31 protein-coding genes are annotated in these 25,492 nt (G+C 65.0%); 21 read left to right on the forward strand and 10 right to left on the reverse strand.

From position 1 onward, the window contains the following. Positions 1 to 5 precede the first annotated feature (5 nt). The 21 genes from ATE62_RS04295 to ATE62_RS04395 are packed head-to-tail and all read left to right on the forward strand — an operon-like array spanning position 6 to position 13,787. Entirely contained in the window at positions 6 to 680 is a 675-nt protein-coding gene (locus ATE62_RS04295; protein ID WP_058807146.1) for a hypothetical protein, read from the forward strand. Further along, on the forward strand, positions 677 to 1,258 hold the full coding sequence (locus ATE62_RS04300; protein WP_082662595.1) for a flagellar basal body L-ring protein FlgH: 582 nt from the start codon (positions 677 to 679) through the stop codon (positions 1,256 to 1,258). The genes ATE62_RS04295 and ATE62_RS04300 overlap by 4 nt, the downstream gene beginning before the upstream one ends. Position 1,259: 1 nt before the next feature. Further along, positions 1,260 to 2,381, forward strand: coding sequence for a flagellar basal body P-ring protein FlgI (locus tag ATE62_RS04305; RefSeq protein ID WP_058807144.1), 1,122 nt, complete (start codon positions 1,260 to 1,262; stop codon positions 2,379 to 2,381). Between the two features lie 8 nt (positions 2,382 to 2,389). Continuing rightward, entirely contained in the window at positions 2,390 to 2,734 is a 345-nt protein-coding gene (locus ATE62_RS04310; protein ID WP_058818434.1) for a flagellar basal body rod protein FlgB, read from the forward strand. Continuing rightward, positions 2,734 to 3,162 carry a flagellar basal body rod protein FlgC gene (gene flgC, locus ATE62_RS04315; protein WP_058807142.1) on the forward strand — a complete coding sequence of 143 codons (429 nt, stop codon included), beginning with the start codon at positions 2,734 to 2,736 and terminating at the stop codon, positions 3,160 to 3,162. The genes ATE62_RS04310 and flgC overlap by 1 nt, the downstream gene beginning before the upstream one ends. Next, on the forward strand, positions 3,159 to 3,464 hold the full coding sequence (locus tag ATE62_RS04320; RefSeq protein ID WP_082662596.1) for a flagellar hook-basal body complex protein FliE: 306 nt from the start codon (positions 3,159 to 3,161) through the stop codon (positions 3,462 to 3,464). The genes flgC and ATE62_RS04320 overlap by 4 nt, the downstream gene beginning before the upstream one ends. A gap of 8 nt (positions 3,465 to 3,472) precedes the next feature. Further along, positions 3,473 to 4,717 (forward strand): flagellar basal-body MS-ring/collar protein FliF, encoded by a 1,245-nt coding sequence (gene fliF, locus ATE62_RS04325; protein ID WP_058807140.1) that lies wholly within the window; start codon positions 3,473 to 3,475, stop codon positions 4,715 to 4,717. Next, positions 4,710 to 5,087, forward strand: a complete 378-nt coding sequence (locus ATE62_RS04330) for a hypothetical protein (protein WP_058807139.1) — start codon at positions 4,710 to 4,712, stop codon at positions 5,085 to 5,087. The genes fliF and ATE62_RS04330 overlap by 8 nt, the downstream gene beginning before the upstream one ends. Next, positions 5,084 to 5,764 (forward strand): hypothetical protein, encoded by a 681-nt coding sequence (locus tag ATE62_RS04335; RefSeq protein ID WP_058807138.1) that lies wholly within the window; start codon positions 5,084 to 5,086, stop codon positions 5,762 to 5,764. Before ATE62_RS04330 ends, ATE62_RS04335 begins: the two co-directional genes overlap by 4 nt. Further along, complete coding sequence (locus tag ATE62_RS04340; protein ID WP_058807137.1) at positions 5,761 to 7,083, forward strand: FliI/YscN family ATPase; 1,323 nt, start codon at positions 5,761 to 5,763, stop codon at positions 7,081 to 7,083. Before ATE62_RS04335 ends, ATE62_RS04340 begins: the two co-directional genes overlap by 4 nt. Beyond that, positions 7,076 to 7,525 carry a hypothetical protein gene (locus ATE62_RS04345; RefSeq protein WP_058807136.1) on the forward strand — a complete coding sequence of 150 codons (450 nt, stop codon included), beginning with the start codon at positions 7,076 to 7,078 and terminating at the stop codon, positions 7,523 to 7,525. The genes ATE62_RS04340 and ATE62_RS04345 overlap by 8 nt, the downstream gene beginning before the upstream one ends. Next, a complete protein-coding gene (locus ATE62_RS04350) occupies positions 7,522 to 8,322 on the forward strand; it encodes a hypothetical protein (protein WP_058807135.1) in 801 nt (266 codons plus the stop codon). The genes ATE62_RS04345 and ATE62_RS04350 overlap by 4 nt, the downstream gene beginning before the upstream one ends. Then, positions 8,319 to 8,768 (forward strand): flagellar hook assembly protein FlgD, encoded by a 450-nt coding sequence (locus ATE62_RS04355; protein WP_231736102.1) that lies wholly within the window; start codon positions 8,319 to 8,321, stop codon positions 8,766 to 8,768. Before ATE62_RS04350 ends, ATE62_RS04355 begins: the two co-directional genes overlap by 4 nt. Before the next feature lies 1 nt (position 8,769). Beyond that, positions 8,770 to 9,945: a flagellar hook-basal body complex protein gene (locus tag ATE62_RS04360; protein ID WP_058807134.1), complete on the forward strand. Its 1,176-nt coding sequence runs from the start codon at positions 8,770 to 8,772 to the stop codon at positions 9,943 to 9,945. Further along, entirely contained in the window at positions 9,942 to 10,700 is a 759-nt protein-coding gene (locus tag ATE62_RS23150; RefSeq protein ID WP_156420452.1) for a hypothetical protein, read from the forward strand. Before ATE62_RS04360 ends, ATE62_RS23150 begins: the two co-directional genes overlap by 4 nt. A 22-nt stretch (positions 10,701 to 10,722) precedes the next feature. Beyond that, positions 10,723 to 10,989 carry a FliM/FliN family flagellar motor switch protein gene (locus tag ATE62_RS04370; protein ID WP_082662597.1) on the forward strand — a complete coding sequence of 89 codons (267 nt, stop codon included), beginning with the start codon at positions 10,723 to 10,725 and terminating at the stop codon, positions 10,987 to 10,989. Positions 10,990 to 11,011: 22 nt separating this feature from the next. Beyond that, on the forward strand, positions 11,012 to 11,389 hold the full coding sequence (locus ATE62_RS04375; RefSeq protein ID WP_058807131.1) for a flagellar biosynthetic protein FliO: 378 nt from the start codon (positions 11,012 to 11,014) through the stop codon (positions 11,387 to 11,389). Further along, positions 11,386 to 12,120 (forward strand): flagellar type III secretion system pore protein FliP, encoded by a 735-nt coding sequence (gene fliP / locus ATE62_RS04380; RefSeq protein WP_082662598.1) that lies wholly within the window; start codon positions 11,386 to 11,388, stop codon positions 12,118 to 12,120. Before ATE62_RS04375 ends, fliP begins: the two co-directional genes overlap by 4 nt. Continuing rightward, positions 12,117 to 12,860 (forward strand): sigma-70 family RNA polymerase sigma factor, encoded by a 744-nt coding sequence (locus ATE62_RS04385; protein WP_082662599.1) that lies wholly within the window; start codon positions 12,117 to 12,119, stop codon positions 12,858 to 12,860. The genes fliP and ATE62_RS04385 overlap by 4 nt, the downstream gene beginning before the upstream one ends. Positions 12,861 to 12,876: 16 nt before the next feature. Then, positions 12,877 to 13,437 carry a tetratricopeptide repeat protein gene (locus ATE62_RS04390; protein WP_058807129.1) on the forward strand — a complete coding sequence of 187 codons (561 nt, stop codon included), beginning with the start codon at positions 12,877 to 12,879 and terminating at the stop codon, positions 13,435 to 13,437. A 5-nt stretch (positions 13,438 to 13,442) separates the two neighbouring features. After that, a complete protein-coding gene (locus ATE62_RS04395) occupies positions 13,443 to 13,787 on the forward strand; it encodes a hypothetical protein (protein ID WP_058818435.1) in 345 nt (114 codons plus the stop codon). A 27-nt stretch (positions 13,788 to 13,814) separates the two neighbouring features. Here ATE62_RS04395 and ATE62_RS04400 read toward each other — a convergent pair whose 3' ends face one another. The 10 genes from ATE62_RS04400 to ATE62_RS04440 form a co-directional block, all read right to left on the reverse strand. Then, on the reverse strand, positions 13,815 to 14,930 hold the full coding sequence (locus ATE62_RS04400) for a tetratricopeptide repeat protein (protein WP_058807127.1): 1,116 nt from the start codon (positions 14,928 to 14,930) through the stop codon (positions 13,815 to 13,817). 52 nt (positions 14,931 to 14,982) lie between these two features. After that, the gene (locus tag ATE62_RS04405) at positions 14,983 to 17,016 is read right to left on the reverse strand and encodes a flagellar biosynthesis protein FlhA (RefSeq protein WP_058807126.1); all 2,034 of its coding nucleotides are present in this window, start codon (positions 17,014 to 17,016) and stop codon (positions 14,983 to 14,985) included. Further along, positions 17,013 to 18,101, reverse strand: a complete 1,089-nt coding sequence (locus tag ATE62_RS04410; RefSeq protein WP_058807125.1) for an EscU/YscU/HrcU family type III secretion system export apparatus switch protein — start codon at positions 18,099 to 18,101, stop codon at positions 17,013 to 17,015. The genes ATE62_RS04405 and ATE62_RS04410 overlap by 4 nt, the downstream gene beginning before the upstream one ends. Positions 18,102 to 18,104: 3 nt before the next feature. Then, positions 18,105 to 18,866, reverse strand: coding sequence for a flagellar biosynthetic protein FliR (locus ATE62_RS04415; protein WP_058818436.1), 762 nt, complete (start codon positions 18,864 to 18,866; stop codon positions 18,105 to 18,107). 17 nt (positions 18,867 to 18,883) lie between these two features. After that, a complete protein-coding gene (gene fliQ, locus ATE62_RS04420; RefSeq protein ID WP_058807123.1) occupies positions 18,884 to 19,153 on the reverse strand; it encodes a flagellar biosynthesis protein FliQ in 270 nt (89 codons plus the stop codon). 601 nt (positions 19,154 to 19,754) lie between these two features. Beyond that, positions 19,755 to 20,168 (reverse strand): Imm70 family immunity protein, encoded by a 414-nt coding sequence (locus tag ATE62_RS04425; RefSeq protein WP_058807122.1) that lies wholly within the window; start codon positions 20,166 to 20,168, stop codon positions 19,755 to 19,757. 288 nt (positions 20,169 to 20,456) lie between these two features. Beyond that, positions 20,457 to 21,101: a hypothetical protein gene (locus ATE62_RS23155; protein ID WP_156420451.1), complete on the reverse strand. Its 645-nt coding sequence runs from the start codon at positions 21,099 to 21,101 to the stop codon at positions 20,457 to 20,459. A gap of 26 nt (positions 21,102 to 21,127) precedes the next feature. Further along, on the reverse strand, positions 21,128 to 21,805 hold the full coding sequence (locus ATE62_RS04430) for a transposase (RefSeq protein ID WP_058807121.1): 678 nt from the start codon (positions 21,803 to 21,805) through the stop codon (positions 21,128 to 21,130). Between the two features lie 206 nt (positions 21,806 to 22,011). Further along, complete coding sequence (locus ATE62_RS04435; protein ID WP_156420450.1) at positions 22,012 to 22,410, reverse strand: DUF6896 domain-containing protein; 399 nt, start codon at positions 22,408 to 22,410, stop codon at positions 22,012 to 22,014. An 8-nt stretch (positions 22,411 to 22,418) separates the two neighbouring features. Further along, positions 22,419 to 25,463 carry a LysM peptidoglycan-binding domain-containing protein gene (locus tag ATE62_RS04440; protein ID WP_156420449.1) on the reverse strand — a complete coding sequence of 1,015 codons (3,045 nt, stop codon included), beginning with the start codon at positions 25,461 to 25,463 and terminating at the stop codon, positions 22,419 to 22,421. Positions 25,464 to 25,492 lie beyond the last annotated feature (29 nt).

Here is a 25,492-nt window from a genome sequence, read left to right on the forward strand (position 1 = left end):
CGATCATGCTTTGGCTTCTATGGTTTCAGGCGGCCACGCTGCCGACCGGAGACGCCCTGCCCGAGCGGGCCTCGCTCGCGGTGCAGGGCGACTATCTCCTGCTGCGCCACCTGGTGGCGGTGGACCGGATTCCGGCGGGAACGCCGGGCGACCTCCGGCTGCTTCGGGCCCCGGACAACACGACGCGCATCGAGCTGACCGAGGCCGAGCAGGTGGAACTGCTGCACCGCCGCCTGCCGACGGCCAGGCTCGCGCCGCAGAGGCGCGGTGCGCTGCGTGTCGAATTTACCCGTAGCGATCGTGCCGCCTCGCCGCAGCGCTGCCTGGCCCTGAATCAGCCCGTCGCGGCCGGCGACGCGATCGACGCGGCGCGCGTCGTTTCGGCGCCCTGCGAGGCGGACAGGCCTCGCGCGCGGCTGTCCTATGATCATGCGGCGCGGGCGCCCATGGCGATCACGGCGCTGGCGGCGGGAAGCTATCTCGGCCCCGTCGCGGTCCCCGCGGCGCTGCCGCAGCCCGCGGGCGGCACGATGACACTGCGCACGCGCGTCGGGCCGGTCACGATCGATCGCGCGGCGACATTGATCCAGCCGGGCCGCGCCGGGCGGCGCGCCTTCGTGCGGCTGTCCGACGGGGAGATCGTCGCGGCCAGGCTGGCGGATGACGGAGGGGCGCAATGACGAGGAATGGAATGGCGGCGCTCGCGGGCCTGGCGCTGTGCGCCATCGCGGGGCCCGTGGCCGCCGAAGATCTGTACAGGGGCGGGTCCTTTCCGTCGATCGCGTCCGACATCAAGGCCGGCGGCATCGGCGATGCCGTCACCATCGTCATCTTCGAGAATGCGAGTGCGTCGAACCGCGTGACCAACCGGACGAGCAAGCAGACCCAGCTGCAAGGCGGGCTGAGCGCGGGATCGATCGACGAGCGCGGCAGCCTGGGCTTCGGCGGAACCTTCAGCGGCACCGGCGAGGTGTCGCGCTCGGAGCAACTGGTTGCGCGCATGACCGCGCAGGTGACGGGACTGGCGCCGAACGGCGATTTCCTGATCGAGGGCCAGCATAATATGCTGGTCAACGGCGAGCACCGCAACATCCGCATTCGCGGGCGGATCCGGCCGGTCGACATCACCGCCGACAACAGCGTCGCCTCGTCGCGGATCGCCGACGCGCAGATCGACTTCGACGGCAAGGGCTTCGTCAGCCGCAGCGCCAAGCCCGGGCTGATCAACCGCATCTTCAGCTTTCTGGGGATCGGCTGACATGCGGCGCCTTCTCTCCCTCTTCGTGGCCGCGGCGGTGGTCGCCGCGGGAATGCCCGCGCCGGCGATGGCCAGCGACGTCCAGTTGACGGCGCTCGGGCGCTTCGCCGGGTGGCGCCAGAATGCGCTGATCGGCTATGGTCTGGTGACCGGCCTCGCCGGATCGGGCGACACGCGGCGCAGCGAAGTGACGCGCCAGGCGCTGCGCAATGTGCTCGCACGGCTCGGCACGGTGGTGACCGAAGAGCAGATCAACAGCCGCAACGTCGCGGTGGTGATCGTGACCGCGACGCTTCCCGCCTCCGCCAATCCCGGCGACCGGATCGACATCAGCATCTCGTCGATCGGCGATGCGCGCTCGCTCGCCGGCGGCACGTTGCTGATGACGCCGCTGCTCGGCCCCGACCAGCGTCCCTACGCGCTCGCGCAAGGGTCGCTCACGGTCGGCGGCTTCGATTTCGAGGCCAATGCCAATCGCCAGCAGCGCAATTATCCGACATCGGGCATCGTGCCCGGCGGCGCGACGGTCGAGGCGGCGGTCGACGCGTCGGTGCTGAACGAGCGCGGCGAAATCTCCTTCCTGCTGAGCGAGCCGAGCTTCACCACCGCCCAGCGTATCGCGGGCCGGATCAACGGCGCGATGGGCGCCGGAACGGCCGAGGTCCGCAACGCCGACGAAGTGGTCATCCGCTTCGCCGGCAACCGCACCCAGCTGGCGTCGTTCGTCGCCACGATCGAGGGGCTCGCCGTATCACCCGACCGGCCGCAGCGCATCGTGATCAACGAACGCACCGGCACGATCGTCGCGGGCGGCGACGTCCGGGTGTCGAGCGTCGTCGTCTCGCAGGGCGACATCAAGGTCGCGGTCACCACCGAAAATTACGCCTCGCAGCCGAGCTTCATCGGCGGCTTCGCCTCCGACGTGCAAAGCCTGATCGTCAGCAACACCAAGCTGGAAGTCGACCAGGGCGGCAACGACCATGCGATGACCTTCCCCGACAGCAGCGTCGCCGCGCTGGTCGAGGGGCTCGCCCGCGCGCGCGTCGATACGCGGCGCACGATCAGCATCCTCCAGGCGATGAAGACCGCCGGAGCGCTCCACGCCGAAATCATCGTTCAATAGGACAAATCATGGATCCGATATCCGCAGCATTGATCAGCAAGGCACTCGACGGCCTGCATTTGCGCGCCACCGTCATCGCCGAGAATATCGCCAATGTGAACTCGCGCGACTTCGCCCCGCGCAAGGTGTCGTTCGAACAGGAACTGCGTGCGGCGGCCACGCAGGGGCTGGGTGCGATCGAGGGCAGCCGCGCGCGCATCCTGAGCCTCGATCCGGGCACCACCGACACCGCGGTGCGGCTCGACATGGAAATGGCCGACGCGGCGCAGACGTCGACGCGCTATGCGGCGCTGGTCGATATCCTGGGGCGGCAGATGCAGATCCACCGCGCCGCGATCCGGGGAGGCCAGTGATGGACGCCTTCGCTATCAGCCGCAGCGGCATGGATGTCGAATGGCAGCGGCTCCAGATCATCGCGCAGAATATCGCCAATGTGAACACCAGCCGGACCGGCGCCGGCGGCTACCTGCCGCGCAAGCTGGTATCCGGGCCCGCCGCGAGCTTCGATCGGCTGGTCACGCAGGGGTTGCAGTCGGGCCAGGCGCCGCGCGGCGTCGCAGTCTATGATGTCGCGGTCGCCGCGAACGGCGCGCGGCAGGTCTATGATCCGCGCCACCCCGATGCCGACGAAGCGGGCTATGTGAGCTATCCCGCGATCAGCCAAGCCGAAGAAATGACGCTGATGGTCAAGACCAGCCGCGCCTATGAGGCCAATCTGGTGGCGATGTCGGCGGCGCTGCAGATGTACAACAGCGCCCTGCAGATCGGCCGGCAGTCATGATGGAAATCGCCCCGATCGCCGCCGCGTCGCCGGTCGCCGCCTCCGTCGAGCAGCCCCAGATCTCGTCGGCCCCGGCCGTTCCGGCAAGTTTCGAATCCCTGCTGACCGGAGGCTTTGCCGCGACCGACGCCAAGATCGCTCGCGCCGACATGCTCGTCCGCCAGTTCGCGGTCGATGAAACGGTGCCGGTGCACCAGGTGACGATCGCGCTCGAGGAAGCGCGCATGGCGGTCGAGCTGGCGATGCAGGTCCGCACCCGGCTGGTCGAAGGCTATCGTGAACTGATGAACATGCAGCTTTGAATTCCCCCATGGTCGCGCAAAAAACTTCCCCGTCGCAGCGCTATGTCCGCTTTGGCCTGGTGGCCTTTGCCGCCGTGTCGACGCTGCTCGTCCTCCTCTATTTCTTCGTCTTCGCGAAGGATTATGCGGTGCTGTTCGAAAATCTCCGCGAGTCCGACACGTCGGCGGTAACCGCGGAACTGGGCAAGCAGGGCATCGCCTATCGGCTGAAGGACGACGGCCACACGGTGCTCGTCGACAAGGACGAGATCGCCGCGGCGCGCGTCGCGGTCGCCGCCGCCAATGTGCTCGGCGGCGGCGACGTCGGCTTCGAGCTGTTCAACGATTCCGACATCGGCCTGTCCGAATTCTCGCAGAAGATGAATTATCTGCGCGCGCTGCAGGGCGAGTTGACCCGCACGATCATGGCGATGGAGAATATCCGCTTCGCCCGTGTTCACCTCGCGCTTCCCGAGCGCAGCATCTTCCGGAACGAGCAGGCGCGCCCTTCCGCCGCGATCACGGTGCAGACCGCCGACGGCCGGCCGCTTGCGCAAAACCGTGTCCTGGGCCTGCAGCAACTCGTCGCGGCGGCCGTTACCGACCTGTCAGCCGAGCAGGTGGTGATCCTCGACGACGCGGGTATGCCGCTGAGCGCCCCGCCCGCCACCCCCATGGTGCATGGGGCGATCACCGAGCGCGGCGCCTTTGAACAATATAGCCGGATCAAGGCGACCAACGCGCTTCGCGACCTGATGGGCGACCGGCCGTTCGAAATCCGGCTCTCGGCGCGGCAGGCCTCATCGCCTGCGATCGCCACGGGCGCGAACGAATCGACCGGCGGCGCGGCGACCGGCGATACGGCGCAACGCCTGCAGATTCTTGTCCGGTCCGAGGCGGCGCTTTCCGCCGCAGAGCAGGCGGCGGCGATCGAGCGTCTCGTGAGCGAACTGGGGCTCGACCTCGGGATGGGCGACGCCATCGGTTTCGAAACCGGCGCTATCCGCCCCGACCCGCCCCTGGGCGCTGCGCCCCAAAACGCGGCGTGGAGCACTCCCGCTGCCCCCACGCCGGCCGCCGCGCCGGCATCGAGCACGGGTTTTCCCACCGAATTCCTCACGAATCGCTGGCTGTGGATGCTCTTTGGCCTGATCGCGGTCGTGCTGTGGCTGGTCTGGCGGCAGCGCGGCTCGCTCAGCGACCCCGAACGCCAGCATTTCGCCGACGTCCTGGCCGAGGAAATCGAAATCTACCGGAACGAGCGTCGTGGCTGAGCCGTCGCCCCTTTTCCAACGCTGGCACCGCCTGTCGCGCGCCGATCGCAAAGCGATCCTCGCGCGCATGTCGGACGATCAGCGCGGCGACCTGATGGCGATGATCGCGGCCGATGCCGAGAAGGACGGCGCCGGCGACCCGGCGCGCGCCGATAGCTGGACTCTTTTCTCGCCGCGCATGGCGACAGCGCTCGGCGCGATCGAAGCCCAGGCCGAATCGCCACCGGTCGCCTTGGCGATGACATCGGCGGGCGCAAAGCTGCTGCTCGACAGCGCGCGCGAGATCCGTGCAGCGCAGCCCGCGCGGGAAAGCTGGATCGCCACGGCGCAGCGGCGCTGGCGGCAATGGCTCAAGGAACTCGACCTGTGAGCGCGCTGATCAAGCACGGCGACGATCATGGCCTGCAGCGCGTGCGGCCGGTCGCCATGCCGGGCCATACCCCGCCCAAGGCCGCGGTGGTCGATGGCCCGTCGCCGGGTGATATCAGGATAGCCGAACTCGAGGCCGCGCTGCGCGATGCGCAAAGCCGGCATGACGCCGCGCAGCGGCAGCATGCGATCGACCTGGAAAAGGCGCACCAATCCGCCCATGCCGAGGGCCTCGCCGCGGGCCGGAGCGAGAGCGAGGCGCTGCTCGCGGCGATCGGCGATGCGGCGAGCGCGGCCCGCGTGTCGGCGCGCGAGGCGCTGGCCGGAGCCTCGACCACGGCGCTGATGCTGGCGCGTTCAGCGCTCGGCAAGATCCTGGGCGACACCGACCAATGGCCGGCGATGATCGCCGGCATCATTGCGCAGCGCAGCGCCGACATCGATGCAGCTTTGCTGCTCCATATCCGCGTCAGCGCCGCCGACTTCCCCGATCCGGACACGCTGAGCCAGGTGGCCGGATCGGATGAGGCGATCAAGATTTCCGCGGATTCGAAGCTCGAAAGCGGCCGCTGCGTCTTTGCACTGCGGCTCGGCGACATGGAGGTGGGTCCGGCGCTGCAAGGCCCGAAATTGCTCGCCTTCTTCGACGATCTCGCCGCGCGCGGAGACGGGCAATGATGCCGGCGCATGTCATACGCCTGATCGAGGCCGAGGATTTTGCCGAATATAGCGGACGCGTCAGCCGCATCGCGGGGACGCGGATCGAAGCCCGGGGCCCGCTCGCCCGGCTCGGCGACTATTGCGAGATCGAGCAGCGCGGCACCCCTGCCCTGCTCGCCGAGGTCGTCGCGGTCGAACCCGACCGGCTGCTGCTGATGCCGCTCGGTGCGAGTTCGGGGGTCGAGCTTGGCGCGCGGGTCGTCACCTCGCGCCGTTTTTCGGGCTTCATGGTCGGCGATGGCCTGGCGAACCGGGCGATCGACGCGCTGGGGCGGCCGATCGACCGCGGCAGCCCGCCCGCCGATACGCATCGCGTCGAGCGGCAAGCGATCATGGCGGCGACGCTGGACCGCGTCACGCCCGACCGGGCGATCGCGACCGGCGTGCGGGCGATCGACACGATCCTGCCGATCGGCGAGGGGCAGCGTATCGGGATCTTCGCGGCGAGCGGCGTTGGCAAGACGAGCCTGATCGAGCAGCTTTCGCAGCAGATCAGCTGCGACCATGTGATCCTCTGCCTCGTCGGCGAACGCGGGCGCGAAGTCGAAGCGCTGTGGGCCGCGCACAAGGCGAAGAAGGACGGTGCGCCGGTGACGATCGTCGCGGCAACCTCCGACGAGAGCGCGACGATGCGCGTACGTGCGGTCGAGCAGGCGCTGGCGATGGCCGAATATTGGCGCGGCCAAGGCAAGCATGTCGTGCTGTTCATCGACAGCATCACGCGGCTGGCGCTCGCGCTTCGCGAACTCGGGCTCGCGGCGGGCGAGCCCCCGACGCTCCGCGCGCTGACCCCCAATGTCTTCGCCTTCATGCCGCGGATCGTCGAGCGTTGCGGCGCGGTGCGCGGCGGCGGCGCGATCAGCGCGATCTTCACCGTGCTCAGCGAAACCGACGATGTCGACGACCCGATCGTCGAGCTGATGAAATCGCTGCTCGACGGCCATGTCATCCTGTCGCGGCGGCTCGCCGAGAAGGGCCATTTCCCGGCGATCGACGTCGGCGCCAGCGTCAGCCGCCTCGCCTCGCGGCTACTCGATCGCGACGGATTGGCGCGCGCGCGGCGGACGCAGGCACTGCTCGCCGAATATGAAGAGGCGCGCACGATGATCGAAAGCGGCGTCTATCGCGCCGGCAGTAGCCCCGCAATCGACGAGGCGATCGCCAAGCTGCCGGGACTGAACCGCTATCTGCGCCAGACATCGGACGATTGCGCTGACCCGGCGCGCGCGGGCGAACAGCTCGGCCTTCTGCTCGGAAGCGAGGCCGGGCATGGATAGGAAGCGGCATTTCGCGGCACTGACCGGCCTCGGCGCAGTCCAGCGGCTGCAGGTCGCCGCCGCGCGGGCCGAACTCGCGGACGCAATGGATGCGCTGGCCACCAAAGAGGAAGCGGCCGAAGCGAGCCGGCGGCAGTTGCAGACGAGCGAAAGATATTACGAGGATGTGCTCGCCGCCGCGTCGTTCGATCCCGATGCGATGCGACGCGCGGGCCTGGCGATCCTGGTCGCCGAGGACCGGCTCGCGGAAACGCGTGACGCCAGGCATCAGGCCGAGGCGGCCGAGGGCGCCGCGCGCGCCGAATGGCACGGGCATCGCCTCCGCGCGCGCGCGATCGGCGAGCATCGCCGCCGGATGCATCGCAAACTCGTCCAAACGGCCGAGGACAAGGCCGCAGTCGATCTCATCGCTCTTGCAGCGAGCAAGGAAGCTGCCCGATGATCGTGACGAACGCCCTCCCCGCGCTGCCGACGACAGATTTCGCGGGCGCGAACATGCCCATGGCCGACGTATCGGGCGGGTTGGATTTTGCGGCTCTTCTCACCGGTCCGCCGCTCCTGCCCGTTTCGATGGCGAGCGATGCTCGCGCGATCGATCCCAGCCGTCATCCCCTGCACCCGACGAGTTTCGAAGCGCTGGCGCTGATCGAACGGGTCGCCCTTGACCTGTCGGATGCGGCTGCCGGCGATCTGGTCGAAGAGGTTCAAGAGGAACAAGACACGGGGGCGGCTATTGGCGCTATGGCTATCGGTGCCGTGCCCATTGACGCCGCGGCTATCGGCGGCTTCTTCCTTCCGATCAGCGCGGTCGTCGCGAGGCCGGCCGGAAGTTCGCCGAATAGCGTCTCGCCCCCTCCGCAGGTCGCTCCACAGGCCCTCCCGCGGGCCGCTCCGCAACAGGCCGCGCCGTTGAACGGCAGCCACGGCGAAACGCCGGCGGCGTCGCCGTTGCAGGTCGCTTCGGCGCAAGGCCGCGAGACGCAAAGCGCCGAGGCGCCCCGCGCAACCGCAAGCGCCGCCCGTCCTCAAGCCGCCGTCGATGCCGTCGCCTTTGCATTGGGCGCCGGGATCACCATTCATCTTGGCGCCGACGAAGCCCGTCCGCGCGTCGCGGTACGCGGCCTGCGTCTGGATGCGGCCGATCGCGGCGAGGCGGCCGGCCGGATCGTCAAGCTGATGCGCGCCTATGGCTATGACATTTCCGAACACATGATCGATTTCGAAGGGGTTGGACAATGATGCTGCAAGCCGCGGACCCGTTGGGAGGCAGCGCGCCTCTATCTTCGGGAACAAATGGGGGTTCGGCCAACGCGACCGACGCATTCGGACTGAGTTTCGAATCGCTGCTCCAGATCGTGCTGACACAGCTGACCTATCAGGATCCGCTCAAGCCGATGGACAATTTCCAGTTCGTCTCGCAGCTCGCGCAATTTTCGCAGATTCAGCAGACTCAGTCGATGAGCGACAGCCTCAAGACGCTCGTCTCGGCGCAATCGACCGCGCAGGCCGCAAGCCTGCTCGGCAAGCGGGTCGATATCCCGGCCGGCGCTTCGGTCATCAGCGGCGAGGTGACGGCGATCGCCTTTGCCGATGGCGTGCCGACGCTCACGCTCGAGCTCGCCAATAATCAGACGATCAGCAACATACCTTTGAGTTCGGTCACGCAAATCAGGGAGGCGAATTGATATGTTCGGTGCCATCTATATCGGGCTCAGCGGCCTGACCGCTTATTCGAACGGCCTCCGCGCCGTGAGCAACAACGTCAGCAATCTCAACACGACGGGCTTCAAATCAGCGGACGTGTCCTTTTCCGATATTACCGGAAGCGGGAGCAATGGCGGCCTCGAATATGGCTATGGTTTCGGCGGCGGCGGGCACGGCGTCGCGCTGAACAGTGCCAGCATCAATTTCGCCCAAGGCGAGCTTCGCCAGACGGACCGCGACCTCGATCTCGCGATGGACGGCAACGGCTTCTTCGTCCTGCAGGACGGCGACCAGGTCTATTATGCCCGGACCGGTAGTTTCTCGGTCAACGACGAGGGCTTCATCGTCCTCAGCGGGACCGATTATCGGCTCGCTGTTCTCGACAATAATGGGCGGCCGGTATCGCTGAACATCGACGATGTGCGGACGAATCCTCCGGTGGCGACCGACAGGATCCGCTTTGCCGACAACCTGTCGCCGACCGCGACGACCTTCACGCTCTCCGACATCAAGGTCTACAACGCGAACGGCGCGGAGCATGTCTGGAAAATCGAATTCACGCGCCCAGCAGCCGGAAGCGACCGATGGACGGTCAAGGTCACCAATGCCGCGGGCGTCGACATCGGCACAAAAGAGCTGCGATTTGTCAACGACATTGTCGACCCCACAACGGCCAATCTGCTGTTTACCGACGCCGCCAACGGCCTCAGCGTGACTTTCGACTTTTCTTCCGGCGTTACCTCCTATTCGGGGCCGGGATCGACGCTGCGCGCGGCGTCGATTTCCGGGCGTCCGACGGGTACCATCACGAAGCTCGCGGTGAACCAGGACGGCGAACTCGAGATCAGCTATTCGAACAATGAAAAAACGGAACTCGGCGCGATCGCGGTCGCGGATTTTCGTGATCCGCAACGCCTCGAGCAACGCGGCAACGGCCTCTTCGTATCGGACGACTATGGCCAGCAGCAGTTTCTCGCCGCGTCCGACACCCGCGTCGGCACCATATTGTCGCGCCGGCTCGAGGCCTCGAACGTCGATCTATCGGGGCAGTTCGGCGACCTTATCCTGATCCAGCGCGGCTTTCAGGCGTCGTCGCAGATCATCAGCGCCTCCAATGACATGATTCAGCAGCTCTTCGGCATCAGGGGCCAGGGATGATCGAAGCCCGGCCCTGGCTGCCCGATTCCTGCCTGACTTCGAAGCGCGCGGTCGCGCCGTTCAGGGACGTCTTCGCCGATTGGTCGGCGCATTGGTTCGTGAGCCCGCCGTTCAAAGCGAGCGATCAGTGGAAGCGCCGCAAAAAGGGACTGTCTCACGATACCGCGCGTCTCGGGCTCGTAAAGGCTGTCGTGCCTGGCTTGGCGCTTCAGTGTCGGCCCGAGGCCGATTTGGCCGTCGCAAACGCCCTGTTGACGCTGCCGGCTTCGCAATCGCCGCAAAATGCCCACGACCAGCAGCTGCTTCGTGTGGCCGGAGCGACGATCTTGTCCGACCTTAAGCATCGCCTCACTGGGCTCTTGGGCAAGTCACATGTCCCCGGCGGCCCACTGGTCACCGAAGAGCAGGATGATCTGTTCGAAATGTGGCTCAACGATAGCGTCGGCAATCCCGTTGTACATTTCTTTGCTTCTTCGGAATTGCTGATGGAGATCATACGGGGCGGAATTCGCACGCAACGACCATTGCCAGACCCCATTGCTCGCGCCGAAGCCATATCTGCCCACCAAGTCGAGTATGCAGCAAGGATCGGATTCGCACGCCTGCCCCATTCCGACCTTGCCGATCTCGCAGCTGGCGACGTGCTGGTCTTGGAAACACGTCGAGAGGCAGCCGCTTTTGATCTGACAATTGAAGGGCAGGTCGCCTTTACCAATGCCGTCGTGCCTACAGTGATCGGCGCCATACATCCCTGAATAACGCAAGGTTAAGTTTCCAATGACGAAATCAAAAGAGGCTGGTTCCCAAAAACGCGAAACCTCATTGCTGCTTGATCATGTCCAAGTCGAAATCGAAGCGGTGCTGGGCAGCCGGCGGACGACCATCGGCGAGCTCAAAGCGCTGGTGGAGAATGATCTGGTGCCCCTGACGACGTCGCTCAGCGATCCGGTCGAACTGCGCGTCAACGGCCGTACCATCGGCTTCGGCGAAATCGTCGCGGTCGCCGATAATTTCGCCGTTCGCGTCACCAGCATCAGCCAGTGACGCCCAGGGCGGAACTTCAGCGATGACGATCTGGAACAGCATGGTGCTGAGGGCGGCAACCGCGCCCGACGACGGAACGCTGGGCGCCGGTCTCTCTCTTTGGCGCATCTTCGGCGCCTGGTTGCTGTGCATCGGGATCGCCGTCGCGTTGATCCTTCTGTTGCGCCGAATCCGCGCGGGCCGGATACCGGCCGGGGCGGCCTCCTTCCTGCCGCGCGCGCTAAACCCCTCGACGCGGCAGATCGCGATCATCGAAACCCGCCGCATCAACCCGTCGGCGGACCTGTGCATCTTCGAATATGCCGGCGAGCGCTATCTGATCGCCGTCGGGCCGGGCGGAACGACGCTGCTCGACCGATCGGCCGCACCGCCCGCCGACCCGGAGGATTTGCCGGCATGACCCGCGCGATCCTTTGGGCCGCCTTCCTGGCCGCCGCGACGGCCTTGCTCGTGCCGAACGACGCTTGGGCGGCCACTGCGATCATGCCCGACATCCCGCAATCGGGCAGCAGCGGCGTCGTGCGCACCGCGCTGGTGCTGACGCTGATGGCGTTCCTGCCGACGCTGCTCATCTGCACGACGAGCTTTCTGCGCATCATCGTGGTGCTGGCAATGATCCGTCACGCCTTCGGCATGCCGCAGACGCCGCCCAATGCGGTGCTGACCAGCCTCGCGCTTTTCATGACGATCTTCACCATGGGCCCCGTGCTGACCGAGGTCAGCAGCGCTGGCCTGCAGCCGCTGCTCGACGGCAGGGCCAATGTGACGCAGGCGATGGAGGCGGGCTCGGCGCCGCTCAAGACCTTCATGCTGCGCCAGACGCGCGAGAAGGATATCGCGACCATCTACAGCCTGTCCGGGTCGGCGCTTCCCGCCACAGCCGCGGATGTCGAGATGCAGAAGCTGATTCCGGCCTTCATGCTCAACGAGCTCAGGGTCGCGTTCAGCATCGGCTTCGTCATCCTGCTTCCCTTTCTGCTGATCGATCTGGTGGTGTCGAGCATCCTCCTCGCGCTCGGCATGATGATGGTCCCGCCCACGACGATTTCACTGCCGATCAAGATATTGATGTTTCTGCTGATCGACGGCTGGAGCCTGGTGATACAGGGGCTGGCCGGCAGCTTCAGATGAAGCGTCGGCGCCCCCGGCATGGTCTGGACCTGGTGGTGCGGCCCGAGAGAGTGGAGGCGGCCCTGTGGCGTCATGCGCTGGCCGACCTTGCACGGACGCGCGGGAAGATTTTCTCGCACTATGCGCGCTTCGCACGGGCGATCGCCCGCGATCGCTACCTTTCGCGCCGGCCCGACAATTACGAATTGGGCGACGTCGAACAATTCGCTTACGAAGGCCTGCTGCAGGCCATCGACCGGTTCGAGCCGCTGCGCGCCATGCCTTTTCGTGCTTTCGCGCGGCCCCGCATTGCCGGCAGCATCGCCAACGGCCTTGGCAAGTACAGCGAAGCAGGCGCCAATGCCGCATATCGAAGACGGGCCGAACGCGACCGGTTGAAATCATTGATGGCGGAAATGCCCGAAGATGGCGGAAGCGCGCTGCAACAACTGTCCAAGCTGGCGGCGACGCTGGCGATCGGGCTGATCATCGAGGAATGGCGGCAGGAAGAAGTCGAGCAGGTTCGTGCAAGCGAACCGACGGCCTATGACACACTGGCGTGGAAACAGACTGAATTGGCGCTGCGCGACAGCATAGCCATGCTGCCCGCCAACGAGGCATTTATCGTGCAGCAGCATTATTTGAACGGTGTCGCATTCCGGCAGATCGCCCTGATCCTGGGATTGTCCAACGGCCGCGTGTCGCAGCTCCATTCGCGCGCGCTCGGAAAGCTGCATAAACAAATGGCGAAAAGCCGATGAAGAAAGAGGGTTTGAGATGAGCAAATTGTGCAGCGATCAGCAGATGGCCGAACTGATCGAAACGATCGGCGGCGACGATGTTCATGACATCGAAAAGATCGACCGGCTGCTGAGCGCCTTTCCCGAGGACCCGCGCTTGCATTTCATGAAGGGATCGACGCTCGTCGGAAAGCAGCGGATGATCGAGGCCCATCTGTCGCTGCAGAAGGCCGTCGAGCTGGCGCCGGACTTCGCAGTCGCGCGCTATCAACTCGGCTTCTTCGAGCTGACGTCCGGCGAAGCCGACAAGGCGCTCGCAACCTGGGGTCCGCTGCTCATGCTCCCCACGGACAATTATCTGCGCCGTTTCGTCGAGGGGCTGACCCATTTGATCCGCGACGAATTCGAAGCGGCTATCGGCGAATTCGAGGCGGGCATGGCTATAAATCAGGACAATCCGCCGATGAACCACGACATCGGCCTGCTGATCGCGGAGTGCCGCAAGATGCTGGGCGGCGGCGGCACGCCCGCCGGTGACAGCAGCGAGTCGGCGACATCCTTCCTGCTTGGACAATTTTCGTCCGGCACCACGCACTGACGCCGATGACCCGCATATCCTCCTCCGACCATATCATGATCCTGCTTCGCCAGAAGCTGGAGCGTGCCGCCGAGCTCAAGAAGGGCCAGAAGGCCAAGGCGGTCGGCGGCACGGCGCGCGACGATCCATCGAATATCCAGCGCATAAGAGCGCTCGCGCAGATCGACACGCTCAGCGACGAGGATGTGGAACGGTCGATGATCCAGGGCCTGCTGGTCGAGGAACTGGGTGAAGCGCTGGTCAACGACCCGAAATTCCAGCAGCTGGTATCGAGGATTACCGACATGCTCACGCATGACGAAGCGGGCAAGGCCCTGCTCGCCGCCGCGCGAGACGAGCTGAAGGACTGACCGCCGCCGCGCCCCGGTCGGTGCCCCCTATCGCGCGATACGGCTCAGCAACGTCCGCAGCGTCCGGCCCTGTTCGTCGAGCGGCTCGTCGAGCGCGCGCTCCAATATCTGTCCGGCCTGATCGGCGTCGCCCTGCGACGATGCGAGCATCATCGCCGCAAAGGCGGCCGAGAAGCATTGCCGGTCGAGCCGCAGCGCGACCGCGATGCTGCGTTCGGCCGCTTCGCCTTCGCCCTTCAGCGCCTGGATCGTCGCGAGCGAGCCATGGCATTCGGCAAAATTCTCGTCGAGCGCCATCGCGGTTGCGAAGCGCGCCTCGGCGGTGTCGCGGTCGCCGGCGATCAGATAGGCCCAGCCCGCGGCGATCCAGCTGCCGAGATTGTCCTCGAAGAGCGCGGCGCCATGGTCGATCTGCTGCAGCGCTTCTTCGCTCGCACCCAGGCTGAGGTTGGCGAGCCCCAGCCCCATCCAGGCGCGGGGCGACCGGTCGTTCTGCGCCAAGGCACGTTCGAGCATCACGCGCGCTTCTTCGGCATCGCCGTCGCCGAGCGTGAGCGTCCCCAACGTGGTCAACGCATCGGGATGATCGCCCGCGGCGATCGCCGCCTCGCGCGCCAGGTTCTCGTCATCGAGGTCCATGGCGAGCACCGACACGGCGGCCTGCAGCGGGGCGTAACCGGCATGCGCAGCAAGATAGGGCGCGATCTTCGCGGCCGCGCCGTCGAAATCGCCGCGTTCGTGCGCCAGTTGCAGATCGAGCATCGCGGCCTGCGGCAGCGCCGCCACGGTCGCATCGTCGAGCAGGTCGCCGGCGCGCTCGAACTGCCGGTCGAGCGCCAGGCTCCAGGCGAGATTGAAGCGCAGCGCGGGATCGCCCGGATGCTTGCCGCTCAGATCCGCGAACAAGGCGGCGGCATGCGCCGGCCGGCCGTTGCGCATCGCGGCCAGGCCGGCTCCCGCGGCATCGCCGTCGGAAAGGCCGTCGGCTGCTTCGAGGCGCGCATAGCAGTCGTCCGCCGTCGCGGCGTCGCCCGCCGCCAGCGCGGCTTCGGCGCAGTCGCGCAGCAGCGCCGGATTGGCGGGATCGCTCGCGAGATAGGCGAGCAAGCGCGCCAGGGTCTGCTGTTGTTCGGTGGCGCTCATGGCAAGGCCCTATTCGCTGCTGTTGGGTGAAAAGACGATCCGCGAAGCTGCATCAATTGTCGAGCTTCACGACCTGGAACGACTGGAGCGCGGTGCGCAGCGGGATTTCCTCGATGGCGAGGATCGACAGCTGCGGAATGGCACGCTGGGTCAGCCGCAGCAGATTGCGCCGGATCTGCGCGGCGCAGAGCAGCACCGGCGAGCGCCCCTGCCGCAGCATCGTCTCCGCCGCGGGCGCCAGGTTGCGCAGCAGCTGATCCGCGAGCTTGGGTTCGAGGCCGATCGCCGCTTGCGCGCCGCCCGCCGTGCTGCTGGCGACGATCTGGTTCTCGACGCGCGGGTCGAGGCTGATCACCGCGAGATGGCTGTGGCTACCGCGCAGCCCGTTGCAGATGCTGGTGCTGAGATGGCGGCGCACGAGGTCGGTGAGCATGACATGGTCGCGCTCGGTGCGCGCGACGTCGACCAGAACTTCGAGGATCAGCTCGATATTGGCGATCGATACCCGCTCGGCCAGCAGATGCTGCAGCACGCGCTGGATATCGGAAATCGTCATGATGTTCGGCACCAGTTCCTCGACCAGGCTCGGCTGGCGCTCGCGCGCGGCATCGATCAGGCGCGCGGTCGCGGCGCGGGTCAGCATCGTCGAGACTTCGGCCTTCATGACTTCGGCGAAATGCGTCATCAGCACGGTCTCGGCGTCGATGATCGTGAGCCCTTTCGCGCGGGCTTCCGCTTCGCGCGCGGCGTCGACCCAGCGTCCGGGCAAGCCGAAGGCGGGATCGGTCGCGTCGATGCCGTCGACCTGTTCGCCCTCGCCGCCGGGCCTTACCGTGAAGATATTGCCGGGAACGATCCGGCCCGCCCCGTAAGCCGTTCCGTGCAACAGGATGCGATAGTCCTGCGACCCCAGATCGGAAGCGTCGGTGAGCCGTACGTTGGGAAAGGCGATACCGAAGGATTTTTCGTGCGCGATGCGCGTCGCCGCGATCCGGTCGAGGAGCAATGCGCGGCGGTCGGACCAATAGGTCGCGAGTTCGCTGCCCAGCAATATCTCGATCGGCGCCGTCTCGCCGAGCGACGCCGCCTCGACGATGTCGCCTGCGCTGTCCTCGTTCTCGGCCAAAGCGGCCTCGGCCCGAACGCGCCGGCGAATCCGAACCCAGGCGACAAAGGCGAGAATGCCGATCAGCAGGATCGGCCATTTGGGCATGCCGGGCAGCAGCGTCAGCGCGAGCAGGATGCCGCAGACGATGAGCGGGATGCGCGGCACCGACGAGAGCTGGGTGAAGATTTCGGTGCTGAGCTCGCGGTCCGAGGCCGAGCGCGTGACGATGATCCCGGTCGCGATCGAGATGATCAGCGCGGGCAATTGCGTCGCGATGCCGTCGCCGATGGTCAGCAGCGCGAAATGCTCGAGCGACTGGCCCCAGCTCATGCCCATCTGCACGACCCCGACGATCAGCCCGGCGATGATGTTGATCAGCACGATGATGATGCCCGCGACCGCGTCGCCCTTCACGAACTTCGACGCGCCGTCCATCGCGCCGTAGAAAGACGCTTCCTTCTCGAGATTCTTGCGCCGCGCCGCGGCCTCATTCTGGTCGATCAGCCCCATGTTGAGATCGGCGTCGATGCTCATCTGCTGGCCGGGCAGCGAGTCGAGCGTGAAGCGCGCCGCGACCTCCGACACGCGCTGTGCGCCCGAGGTGATGACGATGAACTGCACGACGACGAGGATCGAGAAGACGACGAGGCCGATGACGAAATTGCCCTGCACCGCAAAGGCACCGATCGAATCGATCACCTCGCCGGCGTCGGCGCCGGTCAGGATCAGCCGCGTTGCCGCGACGTTGAGCGACAGGCGATAGAGCGTCGCGACGAGGAGCAGCGACGGGAAGGTCGAAAAATCGACCGGCTTCGCGACGTAGAAGGTCAGCAGCATGATCGTCAGCGCGAGGCCGAAGTTCATGATGATCGCGAGGTCGAGAAAGGCCGGCGGAATCGGCGCGAACAGGATGACGAGGATCAGCACGAAGCCCGCGACGAGCAGCAGATCCTTGTTGCGGCCGAACAGACGCGTCATGCGGGGTCTTCCTGATGGGGCGATGCGGTGGCGCCTTGCCGGCGCAGGCCGATGTAGAGCGCGGCGACCGCGCGATAATGATCGGCGCCCACGGGTTGATCGACCTGATGGCCGTGGAACAGCGCCCGCGCGAGCGGCGGGTTGGCGAAGATCGGAACGTTCGAGAGGCGCGCCTTGCGCTTCATCAGCTGCGCGAAGCGGTTGCGGCCCCGCGCGCGGACGACCGGAGCGTTCATCGTCTCGGCATCATAATGGAGCGCGACCGCATAATGCTCGGGATTGGTCACCAGCAGGTCGGCGCCGGCGACGCGCCCGAGACCCTTCGCCTGCTCGACCATCCTGGCGTGCAGCTGCTTGCGCTTCTGCTTGATCCGCGGCTCGCCCTCGCGGTCCTTGACCTCGCGCGTCAGCTCGCGGCGGCTCATCCGCATCTGGCGGCGGAATTCGCGGCGCACGATCAGTTGGTCGACGATGGTAAAGAAGATGGCGAGGCCCAGAAAGGCCATGATCAGCTGGCCCGCACTGCCGGTCAGCGCACGCACGACGCCGTTGGTGCTGGCCAGCCCGCCCCCGAAACTCGCGATCGCGCCGGTGATCACCAACCAGGTCGCCGCGGCGTAGCAGGCCATCTTGACGATATTCTTCATCGTCTCCTTGAGCATGCGGAGCGAGAAGAGGCGCTTGAGGCCCTGCGCCGGATTGAGCTTGGTGAAATCGGGCTTGAGCGGCTGCAGCGTGAAGATGAAGCCGCGCAGCTGGATCAGCTCGAGCACGATCAGCACGACGATGAGCGCCACCCCGAGCAGCATCAGCGGATAGAGCGCTTCGCGCAGCGCTGTCCCGGTGATCGCCAGCAGGTCGAGCGTATCGCCGGCGCGGTCGATGCCGACGGTGAGCGAGCGGCGCATGATCTGCGCCAGCGTCACCGCAAACCCCGCCCCCGCGGCCAGCGCGAAGAAGATCAGCGCGACGAGGCTGCCGACGAAGCCCAGGTCCATGCCGCGCGCGACCTGCCCCTTTTCGCGCGCGCGCTGGAGCTTGAAGGGCGTCGCTTCCTCGGTGCGGTTCTGTTCCTGGCCCTCCATCGCTCAGGGCACCGCGACGAGGGTGAGCGCATCGCCGAGCGCGAGGCGGATCAGGCGGAGGAACAGCGCCGCCGACACGCCGATCGCGATCGGCAGGCAGAGCAGCATCGCGATCGCCTTGACCTGGAAGCCGAGCAGCAGCACGTTCATCTGCGGCAGGGTGCGCGACATGAAGGCGATCGCGAGGTCGAGCAGGAACAGCGCCATCATCACCATGCCGACGAGCCCGATGGCGATGCCGAACAGCGCCCCCATCAATTGCGCCATCGCGCCGAGATCGGGGCGCAGCGCGGCGCCCATCGGCACGACGTCGAGCGAGGCGGCCCACACGGCGAGCAGGTCGAACGGTCCCGATCCCGCGAAGAAGACCGCCGCGGTCGCATAGGCGAGGATCGTGCCCGCCAGCGGCATCTGCGCCTGCGTCGTCGGGTCGGCGACCATCGCCAGCCCGAAGCCCGCCTGGATGTCGAGCGTCTGCCCCGCCCAGAGCACCGCGGCAAAGGCGAGCTGCAGCGCCAGCGCAATGGCGATGCCGATCACCAGCTCGCCCATCGCCAGCGCCATCAGCGACGGCGCTTCCTCGACCAGCGCCGCGGTGCGATCGGGCCAGGTGCCGGCCATCCACACCGCGAGCCCGAAAGCCATCAGCACGCGCACCGTCACCGGCACGCGCACCAGCGTGAAGGGCGGCGCGAAGGCGAGCGCGGGCGCGATGCGCAGCGACACGCACAGGATCGCCAATATCTGCCGGGTGAAATCGTCCACGAAGCGTGTCGGCCCGCCTATTGCGCCAGCGTCGGGATCGAGAGGTAGAGCTCGCGCGCCCAGTCGGTGAGCCGGCCGAGCATCCACGGCCCGAGCGCGATCAGCAGGAACGCCGCGGTCAGGATCTTGGGCACATAGGAGAGCGTCATCTCCTGGATCTGCGTCGCGACCTGGAAGATCGAGATGATCAGCCCGACCACCAGCGTCGCGAGCAGCACCGGCAGCGCCAGCAGCACCGCGTTCCACAGCATCTGGTCGAGCAAATCGAGCGCCTGCCCCTGTTCCACCTGTCCCCCGTCATCGCCCCGAAAGCCGCGATTCGCGCGGCGTTAACCATGAATCGAGACAGACGAAGGCGGCCGCGGAGTCAATGGCGGTGCGGTGGGTGGAGCGCATAAATAGCGTCTACTTCGGCGTGGCTCGGGATCGTTGGCGGCTGGCGCCGCGTTCCAAAGTTCAGGGAAGGTCAGCCCTGTGGCGATCCCGTGCCGGACTGGCGCGCGCGACGACGGCGCGGGAGGGATCGGGCACCGCCTTTCGGCCGGAGCCGCCATGCGGAACAATGCTATCTTCACGCATAACGACGACGCGGAGGCCGTGAAGATCGCCCCGCATGCACGTATCGAAAATGTCGCCTTTGTCGCTTTGGGCTTGCCCTGCGCATCCCCAACGGACCGCCATGCGGCGTTGGCGGCCGTAGCAGGCAGTGTCGACTCGGCGAGGCGATGCTGATGGATCATCCATCAGCTTGGAGCATAGCGGAATATTTTAGGAAAGAGGTTTTTGACGATGGTCGGAATTTAGGAGTTTAGTAAACTGTCACCGTAATTCGTGTCACCGTAATTCGTCACCGTAATTCGTAATTCGTAATTCTGTCACCGTAATTCCTCATTGGAACAAAATCGGAAGATTCCGCTGCATACTCAGTTGAGCCAATCCCATTAAACGATCCACGAGAGGCTCGCCGTCTACATCAAAAAAACAGTCATAAAGGCTATTCAGCCGAAGCCCGAACATCTGGGCAACCTCAGGTTTCCAACCATGATCAAGAAGCTCAGTGGGTAGCTCCAAGAAGCTTTCGGCGATCACCGATAGCTCCGCTTGCAATAAGCCAGCCTCTTCAGGCGACCACTGCCCGTCGCAGTCGGAATGCAGCATGAGCGTCGGACACCTCGACCCCTCAACGCCCCCTTCTATGTGCGTTGCGACGGCAGAGCGAAACGTTCCGAAGTCAGCATATGAACCGACCTCAACGCCATCCAGCTCCTCTTCGCCATCAAAGACCGCCAGATAAAGTCCCATCAGTTCCTCGTAATTTCAAAATGGCGACGATGCTCTTTTGCCAAAGCCTTCAAATTATCACTCAACCTACAGTCTTTCGGAAGATCTAAAACCAGTTTCATGCCCTCTTGCATCGCTCGATAAAGAAGAATCCTAACCTGATAAGTCGCCCTCATTTCAGACACATTCTTAATTAGATACATTCTATTATTTACTTCCGCATCGGCGCGCGCGCCCCTCGCGACGTGCCGCTTCGTCATCATAAATTCCACAGCCCATTCCTTCTGAGGTTAGCGTTCGTACCACTTATCATTTCGGTCTCGCTACCGAAACACCCCATCGATCCAACCAGCTTTTGAAAGCCGGATTGATGGGGCGGGTGGTTTCGATTGTAAAGGGCGTGTTCGTTTTCAAAGAACGGTAGGTTTGAAGCCTAAGCTGATAGCTCGAATCCAACATACTAGCGCCACCTTTGATCTCCAAATTTCCGCCCGTCGCGCCATCAAAGATCGTACCTTTTGGCAACCCACTGCTTGTAAATTTCGGCTTTCCTACAATAACTTTAAACGCTGCGCTATCGAAGTCGGCTTGCGTCGGCCGCCAAACGACATTGTTCTTGGGAATCCCTAATTGAGCTAATCGCGCGGCTTCATGATCGACCCCATCCCGAAGCGGGGCGGCTGCTGCACTTGCATTTTCTACGACCCTACCCGAACGCAGGGCAGAATATGCGCCCATCCCGCCCCGCACAAGGCCATATCCGCCGGTCGCAATTTCGGTCCAGACTACAGTTGTATCGCCGCCTGGAACGACGTGCCCCAATGGCGATACCGTATCATATTGCACCCCCGCGGAAATCACCGCCTGGGCCGTGCGATTGGTCTGGAGGCCTGCGCCTCCCCATCCCAATAGCCCGCCGGCGCCAGCACTCATCGCGATCAGCGGCGAGAACATAAGCGACAAGGAATTACGGTGACAGTTTACTTAATCCCCAAATGAAAGCCGCCCTTTGGGCCACGCCTCTTCGGTTTGAGAGGAATCCCAGTGCGCACCTCCATATCGTCGAGCCATTCGGGCGAGCCCACCGGACGGCCGATAGTCTCTGCCTTTCGTAGCGCAGCATAGGTGAAAGCCTCATCGAAGTCTTCGTCGAGAAAGGCCGCAAAATCGCCAACGCGCTCCAACGCGGGTTCGACTTTGACCAAAGCGTCGCCTTCCCTCTCGCACAGGGCGCGCGTGCTCGACCAGCGCCAGTCGATCGCGCGCTTGACCAGCCCCGCGCGAACCGGATTGAGCGCGACATAGCGAAGCGCCGCGACCAGATGCACCTCATCCATCGCGACCGAACCGAACCGCCCCTGCCACAGATGCCCGGTCGTCCGCATTCGGGCGTTGATATAGCCGGTGTAACGGCGGTGCAGGTCGCCGAACGTCCGGCGCAGCCCATCCTCGTCGTGCGGTACCAGGACGATGTGCACATGGTTCGGCATCAGGCAGTAGGACCAGATGTCGGCATGCGCCCGAAGCGCCGCGTCGGCGAGAAGGTCCAGGTAGAGCGCATAGTCTCCATCCTCGAAGAACGTCCGCTCGCGCCGATTACCCCGCTGCGTCACATGATGCGGAATGCCGGGAAGGACGATGCGGGGAAGCCGGGCCATAGGCGCATTGTTCGCGGCGGCATCAGATCGTCAATCCATGGCCACCACAGATGGCTCCGGTCCGGAGCAATTGGGGATTGAGTAAACTGTCACCGTAACCCCGTAACCCTAAACTGTCACCGTAACCCACACCGTAACCCAGTAAACTGTCACCGTAATTGAGGGGTTTATGCACCTGTCAACGTAATTCCCGTAATTCCCTTGCTTTACGCCGACTTCATTTCTGTTAGTCGCAGTAAGCGCGGATAGTTCTCAAAAGGTTCAATCACACCTGCTGCCGACGCATCGGCCAATGCGCGCTCGATGTCTGCTTGATTCTGATAATCCGGATAGCGATTCTGAGAGTGCTTCGCGTACGACCACAGGCGCCAAGTATCGAAACCGACATGATTGCTGTAAGCAAAATCGAAATCGACCTCGCCCTCGGGAAGATTCACCCAACAGCCTATCCCGTGCATCTGATACTCTACTCCTCCCGATAGTTCCCCAGTCTGCGGTATCGTGCCTTCACGCCAAGCCTTAATCAGGTCTCGCCTGCCAAATGTCTTTTCAAACATCGTGAGAGCCTTCTCCACGGCCTCCATGTAGTCATTTATCAGTTCCACAAGCATAGTCACCGCCGTCGTCCAGGAGCATTCAATCGATTAGGTCCAACCGTTTGCGAGCCCAAAATGACTTCGTCAACGGACTGCCAACCACCAGACCCCATGGGGAAACTATCCGGCCCAACAACGCGCACATTCACGGGAGTGTTGGTGCGCATCGCAGCGGCTGCCCTGTGGTGTCCATCAACGATGATCATTCCCCCATCGTGTTCGATAACATCAATTGGGTCGAAAGCGTATCCATCCTTGCGCATGATATCGGAAATTTCGTTGACGTTCCTAATGGAACGGGCTCCCCCAATCGAGTGCGAACGATCGAGGATGCTCGCATCAATCCCTTCTATGATGCGCGGCCCTATTGCTTCTGCGGCGCCGACAGGCGCCAAGCTGCGCGTTCTGGTGAGAGGGAAGGCTATCGAACCCGCTTCGATCGTTCCCGTCACGGCATAGGCCGCGTATTCCGAGGCCGAGCCTCGTCCGGTGATCGCAACGTCGGCCAAGCCGCCAAATCCGATCAGGAGATTTCCCGGAACGCGTTTCAAGCCATCTACCATCGCTCCTCCGCGGGCGATCATACGATCATTCACACCCGTCTGCGATGCAAGCACGGGGTTGTACCGCATCATGGCGAAGTCGGTGGCCAAGGAATACAGACCTTGGGCGACGCCAGTCCAGCCGTCAGCGGTGGCGGTACTGGCACGGTGGAAGTCGCGCAATGTCTGTGCGTCTCCTCCGCCGAAGCGGATTTTCTGGTGAAGATAACCAGCCTCAAGCGTGTTGCTAACAAGCGGAAACAGATCGGCCATCGTTCCCCAAAAGCCGCGCGAAGGGCGAGGCGTCGTCGTGACATGCCCCCGTGAACTGGCGGAAGACGTTCTATTCTGGAACTTATGCGCCAAATAATGCGAGTTCGTGCCGCCAGTTAACCGCTCGTATTCCAGAAATCCTGCGTCGCCCATCTGCTGCCGGCTCAGCAGCGCCTTCATATGCCGACCGGCTTCGACGACGATGATTTCTCCATCATATTGGCCGTCATCGCCTCCCGGAGCTATTCCGTGGCTTGTCACGCTTGCTGGCGCCCTGCTCCCGAACCCGAGCAGGCTCGACTGAATAAGCTCGTTGTTGAACCCATCAGCATCGAACGCGCCGCCATAAGCGACGGCGTCCTCGGCATGCGCTCCTGTCGAGGTCCCGCCTCCCTCCGACGGCCGTGCGGTCGCGCTGGCCGATACGGATCGCGCCAGCGCGGCGGCGCCCCGGGCACCGGCATTGCCGAGCACCTGCCCGATGATGTCGGGGATGGCGGCGCGGAGGCTGTCGCCGAAGCTGTTGCCGGTGATCGCACTGCGCGTTGCTGCACTGGCGAGGCCGGCAGCGGTGCTCGACACGACGTCACGCTCGAAGTTCCCCAGCGACCCGGTGCGGGCGTCGACGAAGCTCGAGACGCCCGCATTCACACCTGCCGCCGCGACGCCCGCGAAATCGAACTTGCTCTGCAGGCCGGTGACACGGCCAATGCCCTGCGTCAGTGCGCTGGTGGCGATGCCGCGGCCGATCGCCGCGCCGGTCCCGCTGCCGAACAGGTTGGCGGCGCCGGCACCGGCGCCGATACCACCGCCCAGCGCCGACAGCCCGACACCCTTCCAGCTGAACCCGTTCTGCGCGCCGATCGCGATGCCGACGCCCTGCGATACCGCCGATGCGATCACGCCGGTGATCGCGCCGCCGACCACCGCACCGGCGATCGTTGCCGTGCTGATCCCGGCGGTGACAAGGCCTGCGCCGGCGCCCAAGCCGGCAATACCCGCCCCGATACCAGCCCCGCCTACAACCGCGCCACCGGCGACCGCGCCGCCGGCGACGGCTCCACCTGCAGTAGCGCCCCCAGCGAACAAGCCTTGCGCCGCGCCGATCATCTGCGGCCCGAGCCACGCCGCAACCCCGATCGCGACCACCGCGACCAGGATCATCTTCAGCATCGCGCATTTCGGCTTCTTCGGCGGCTTGGGCGTGGTGGGGCTGAGGTCGCCGATGGCGTCCATCGGGTCGTAGGGCTTGAACGTCTCCGCATTGTGGGTGTTCTTGGTCACCCCGGCGGGGAGCGTCAGCGCCATGCCCTCGACCAGCGCGCTGCCGCTGCTCAGGCCGTTGGCCTCGGCGATCTTGTACCACAGGTTCGCGTCGCCGTAGAGCATCTGCGCGATCGTCGCGAGCGTGTCGCCCGCGCGCACCGTGTAGCTGCCACCGCTCGAGCCCTGCGCATTGCTGTTGGCCGGCGTCAGGCTCTGCGCAAAGTCGGCGTAGAAGGACGCGCCGGTCTTCTTCCCGTTGCGGAACAGACCCGCGTTGCTCGACGTCGGCGGCTCGTCATAGGCGCTGCGCTCGACCACGCTCTCGCTATAGCCCGTGTCCGACGTGCCGTTGTTGCCGATCATCCCCATCTGCTTGCCCGCGAAGCGGTAGAAGATCTCGTGCGGCGACGCCTGGCTCGGCGTCGACTCGCGCGTCTCGTCGCGGCGGATGATCTGGCCGTTCTCGTCGAGCTTGTAGGTCACGTCGCGCGCGACCCCGTCGTCGACCTCGGCCGCGACCAGCTGGCCCAGCCCGTTCAGCTGAAGGTCGGTGTTGTAGATCGGGTTGCTGCCCGACCCCGTGTCGCTGTCGTGCGTGATATAGGTCTGGACCGCCCCGTCCCACCATTCGTAGCTCGTCGTCGTCGACGTGTCCGGCGCCCCCGAGGCGCCCGTGTCGAAGCCGTTGCGATACGCCTGCACCGTCGCCGTCAGCACCGAACCCAGCGCATAGCTCGATCCAGACCCATAGCCATAGGTCGTGATGTTGCGCCACTCGTCGCTGACCACCGTCGCGCCGGGCGTGTAGACCTCGTTGCGGTCGCGCCGCGTCATCACATTGTCCGACGCCACCTGCCCCTTGGCATTGTAGGTCACCGCCCGCGAATAGCTCAGACCGCCCGGACCCCGCTCGATCCCGCCAAAGTCCTGCTGCAGCGTCACCCGGCCCATCTTGTCATAGGCGAAGTCGCTCCGGATCACCCCCGCCTCATGCACCTGGTACAGCCGGC

The sequence above is a fragment of the Sphingopyxis sp. HIX genome, assembly GCF_001468285.1.
In the GTDB taxonomy this organism is placed as follows: domain Bacteria; phylum Pseudomonadota; class Alphaproteobacteria; order Sphingomonadales; family Sphingomonadaceae; genus Sphingopyxis.

Excerpts from the sequence above, each read along its gene's own strand:
- ATE62_RS04385 (WP_082662599.1), top strand. The coding sequence starts at position 12,117 with ATGAAGCGTCGGCGCCCCCGGCATGGTCTGGACCTGGTGGTGCGGCCC.
- ATE62_RS04355 (WP_231736102.1), top strand. The coding sequence starts at position 8,319 with ATGATGCTGCAAGCCGCGGACCCGTTGGGAGGCAGCGCGCCTCTATCT.
- ATE62_RS04430 (WP_058807121.1), bottom strand. The coding sequence starts at position 21,805 with ATGGCCCGGCTTCCCCGCATCGTCCTTCCCGGCATTCCGCATCATGTG.
- flgC (WP_058807142.1), top strand. The coding sequence starts at position 2,734 with ATGGACGCCTTCGCTATCAGCCGCAGCGGCATGGATGTCGAATGGCAG.
- ATE62_RS04375 (WP_058807131.1), top strand. The coding sequence starts at position 11,012 with ATGACGATCTGGAACAGCATGGTGCTGAGGGCGGCAACCGCGCCCGAC.
- ATE62_RS04370 (WP_082662597.1), top strand. The coding sequence starts at position 10,723 with ATGACGAAATCAAAAGAGGCTGGTTCCCAAAAACGCGAAACCTCATTG.
- fliF (WP_058807140.1), top strand. The coding sequence starts at position 3,473 with ATGGTCGCGCAAAAAACTTCCCCGTCGCAGCGCTATGTCCGCTTTGGC.
- ATE62_RS04395 (WP_058818435.1), top strand. The coding sequence starts at position 13,443 with ATGACCCGCATATCCTCCTCCGACCATATCATGATCCTGCTTCGCCAG.
- ATE62_RS04410 (WP_058807125.1), bottom strand. The coding sequence starts at position 18,101 with ATGGAGGGCCAGGAACAGAACCGCACCGAGGAAGCGACGCCCTTCAAG.
- ATE62_RS23155 (WP_156420451.1), bottom strand. The coding sequence starts at position 21,101 with ATGTTCTCGCCGCTGATCGCGATGAGTGCTGGCGCCGGCGGGCTATTG.
- ATE62_RS04295 (WP_058807146.1), top strand. The coding sequence starts at position 6 with ATGCTTTGGCTTCTATGGTTTCAGGCGGCCACGCTGCCGACCGGAGAC.
- fliP (WP_082662598.1), top strand. The coding sequence starts at position 11,386 with ATGACCCGCGCGATCCTTTGGGCCGCCTTCCTGGCCGCCGCGACGGCC.
- ATE62_RS23150 (WP_156420452.1), top strand. The coding sequence starts at position 9,942 with ATGATCGAAGCCCGGCCCTGGCTGCCCGATTCCTGCCTGACTTCGAAG.
- ATE62_RS04300 (WP_082662595.1), top strand. The coding sequence starts at position 677 with ATGACGAGGAATGGAATGGCGGCGCTCGCGGGCCTGGCGCTGTGCGCC.
- ATE62_RS04320 (WP_082662596.1), top strand. The coding sequence starts at position 3,159 with ATGATGGAAATCGCCCCGATCGCCGCCGCGTCGCCGGTCGCCGCCTCC.
- ATE62_RS04350 (WP_058807135.1), top strand. The coding sequence starts at position 7,522 with ATGATCGTGACGAACGCCCTCCCCGCGCTGCCGACGACAGATTTCGCG.
- ATE62_RS04425 (WP_058807122.1), bottom strand. The coding sequence starts at position 20,168 with ATGGGACTTTATCTGGCGGTCTTTGATGGCGAAGAGGAGCTGGATGGC.
- ATE62_RS04405 (WP_058807126.1), bottom strand. The coding sequence starts at position 17,016 with ATGACGCGTCTGTTCGGCCGCAACAAGGATCTGCTGCTCGTCGCGGGC.
- ATE62_RS04340 (WP_058807137.1), top strand. The coding sequence starts at position 5,761 with ATGATGCCGGCGCATGTCATACGCCTGATCGAGGCCGAGGATTTTGCC.
- ATE62_RS04360 (WP_058807134.1), top strand. The coding sequence starts at position 8,770 with ATGTTCGGTGCCATCTATATCGGGCTCAGCGGCCTGACCGCTTATTCG.
- ATE62_RS04305 (WP_058807144.1), top strand. The coding sequence starts at position 1,260 with ATGCGGCGCCTTCTCTCCCTCTTCGTGGCCGCGGCGGTGGTCGCCGCG.
- ATE62_RS04390 (WP_058807129.1), top strand. The coding sequence starts at position 12,877 with ATGAGCAAATTGTGCAGCGATCAGCAGATGGCCGAACTGATCGAAACG.
- ATE62_RS04400 (WP_058807127.1), bottom strand. The coding sequence starts at position 14,930 with ATGAGCGCCACCGAACAACAGCAGACCCTGGCGCGCTTGCTCGCCTAT.
- ATE62_RS04310 (WP_058818434.1), top strand. The coding sequence starts at position 2,390 with ATGGATCCGATATCCGCAGCATTGATCAGCAAGGCACTCGACGGCCTG.
- ATE62_RS04345 (WP_058807136.1), top strand. The coding sequence starts at position 7,076 with ATGGATAGGAAGCGGCATTTCGCGGCACTGACCGGCCTCGGCGCAGTC.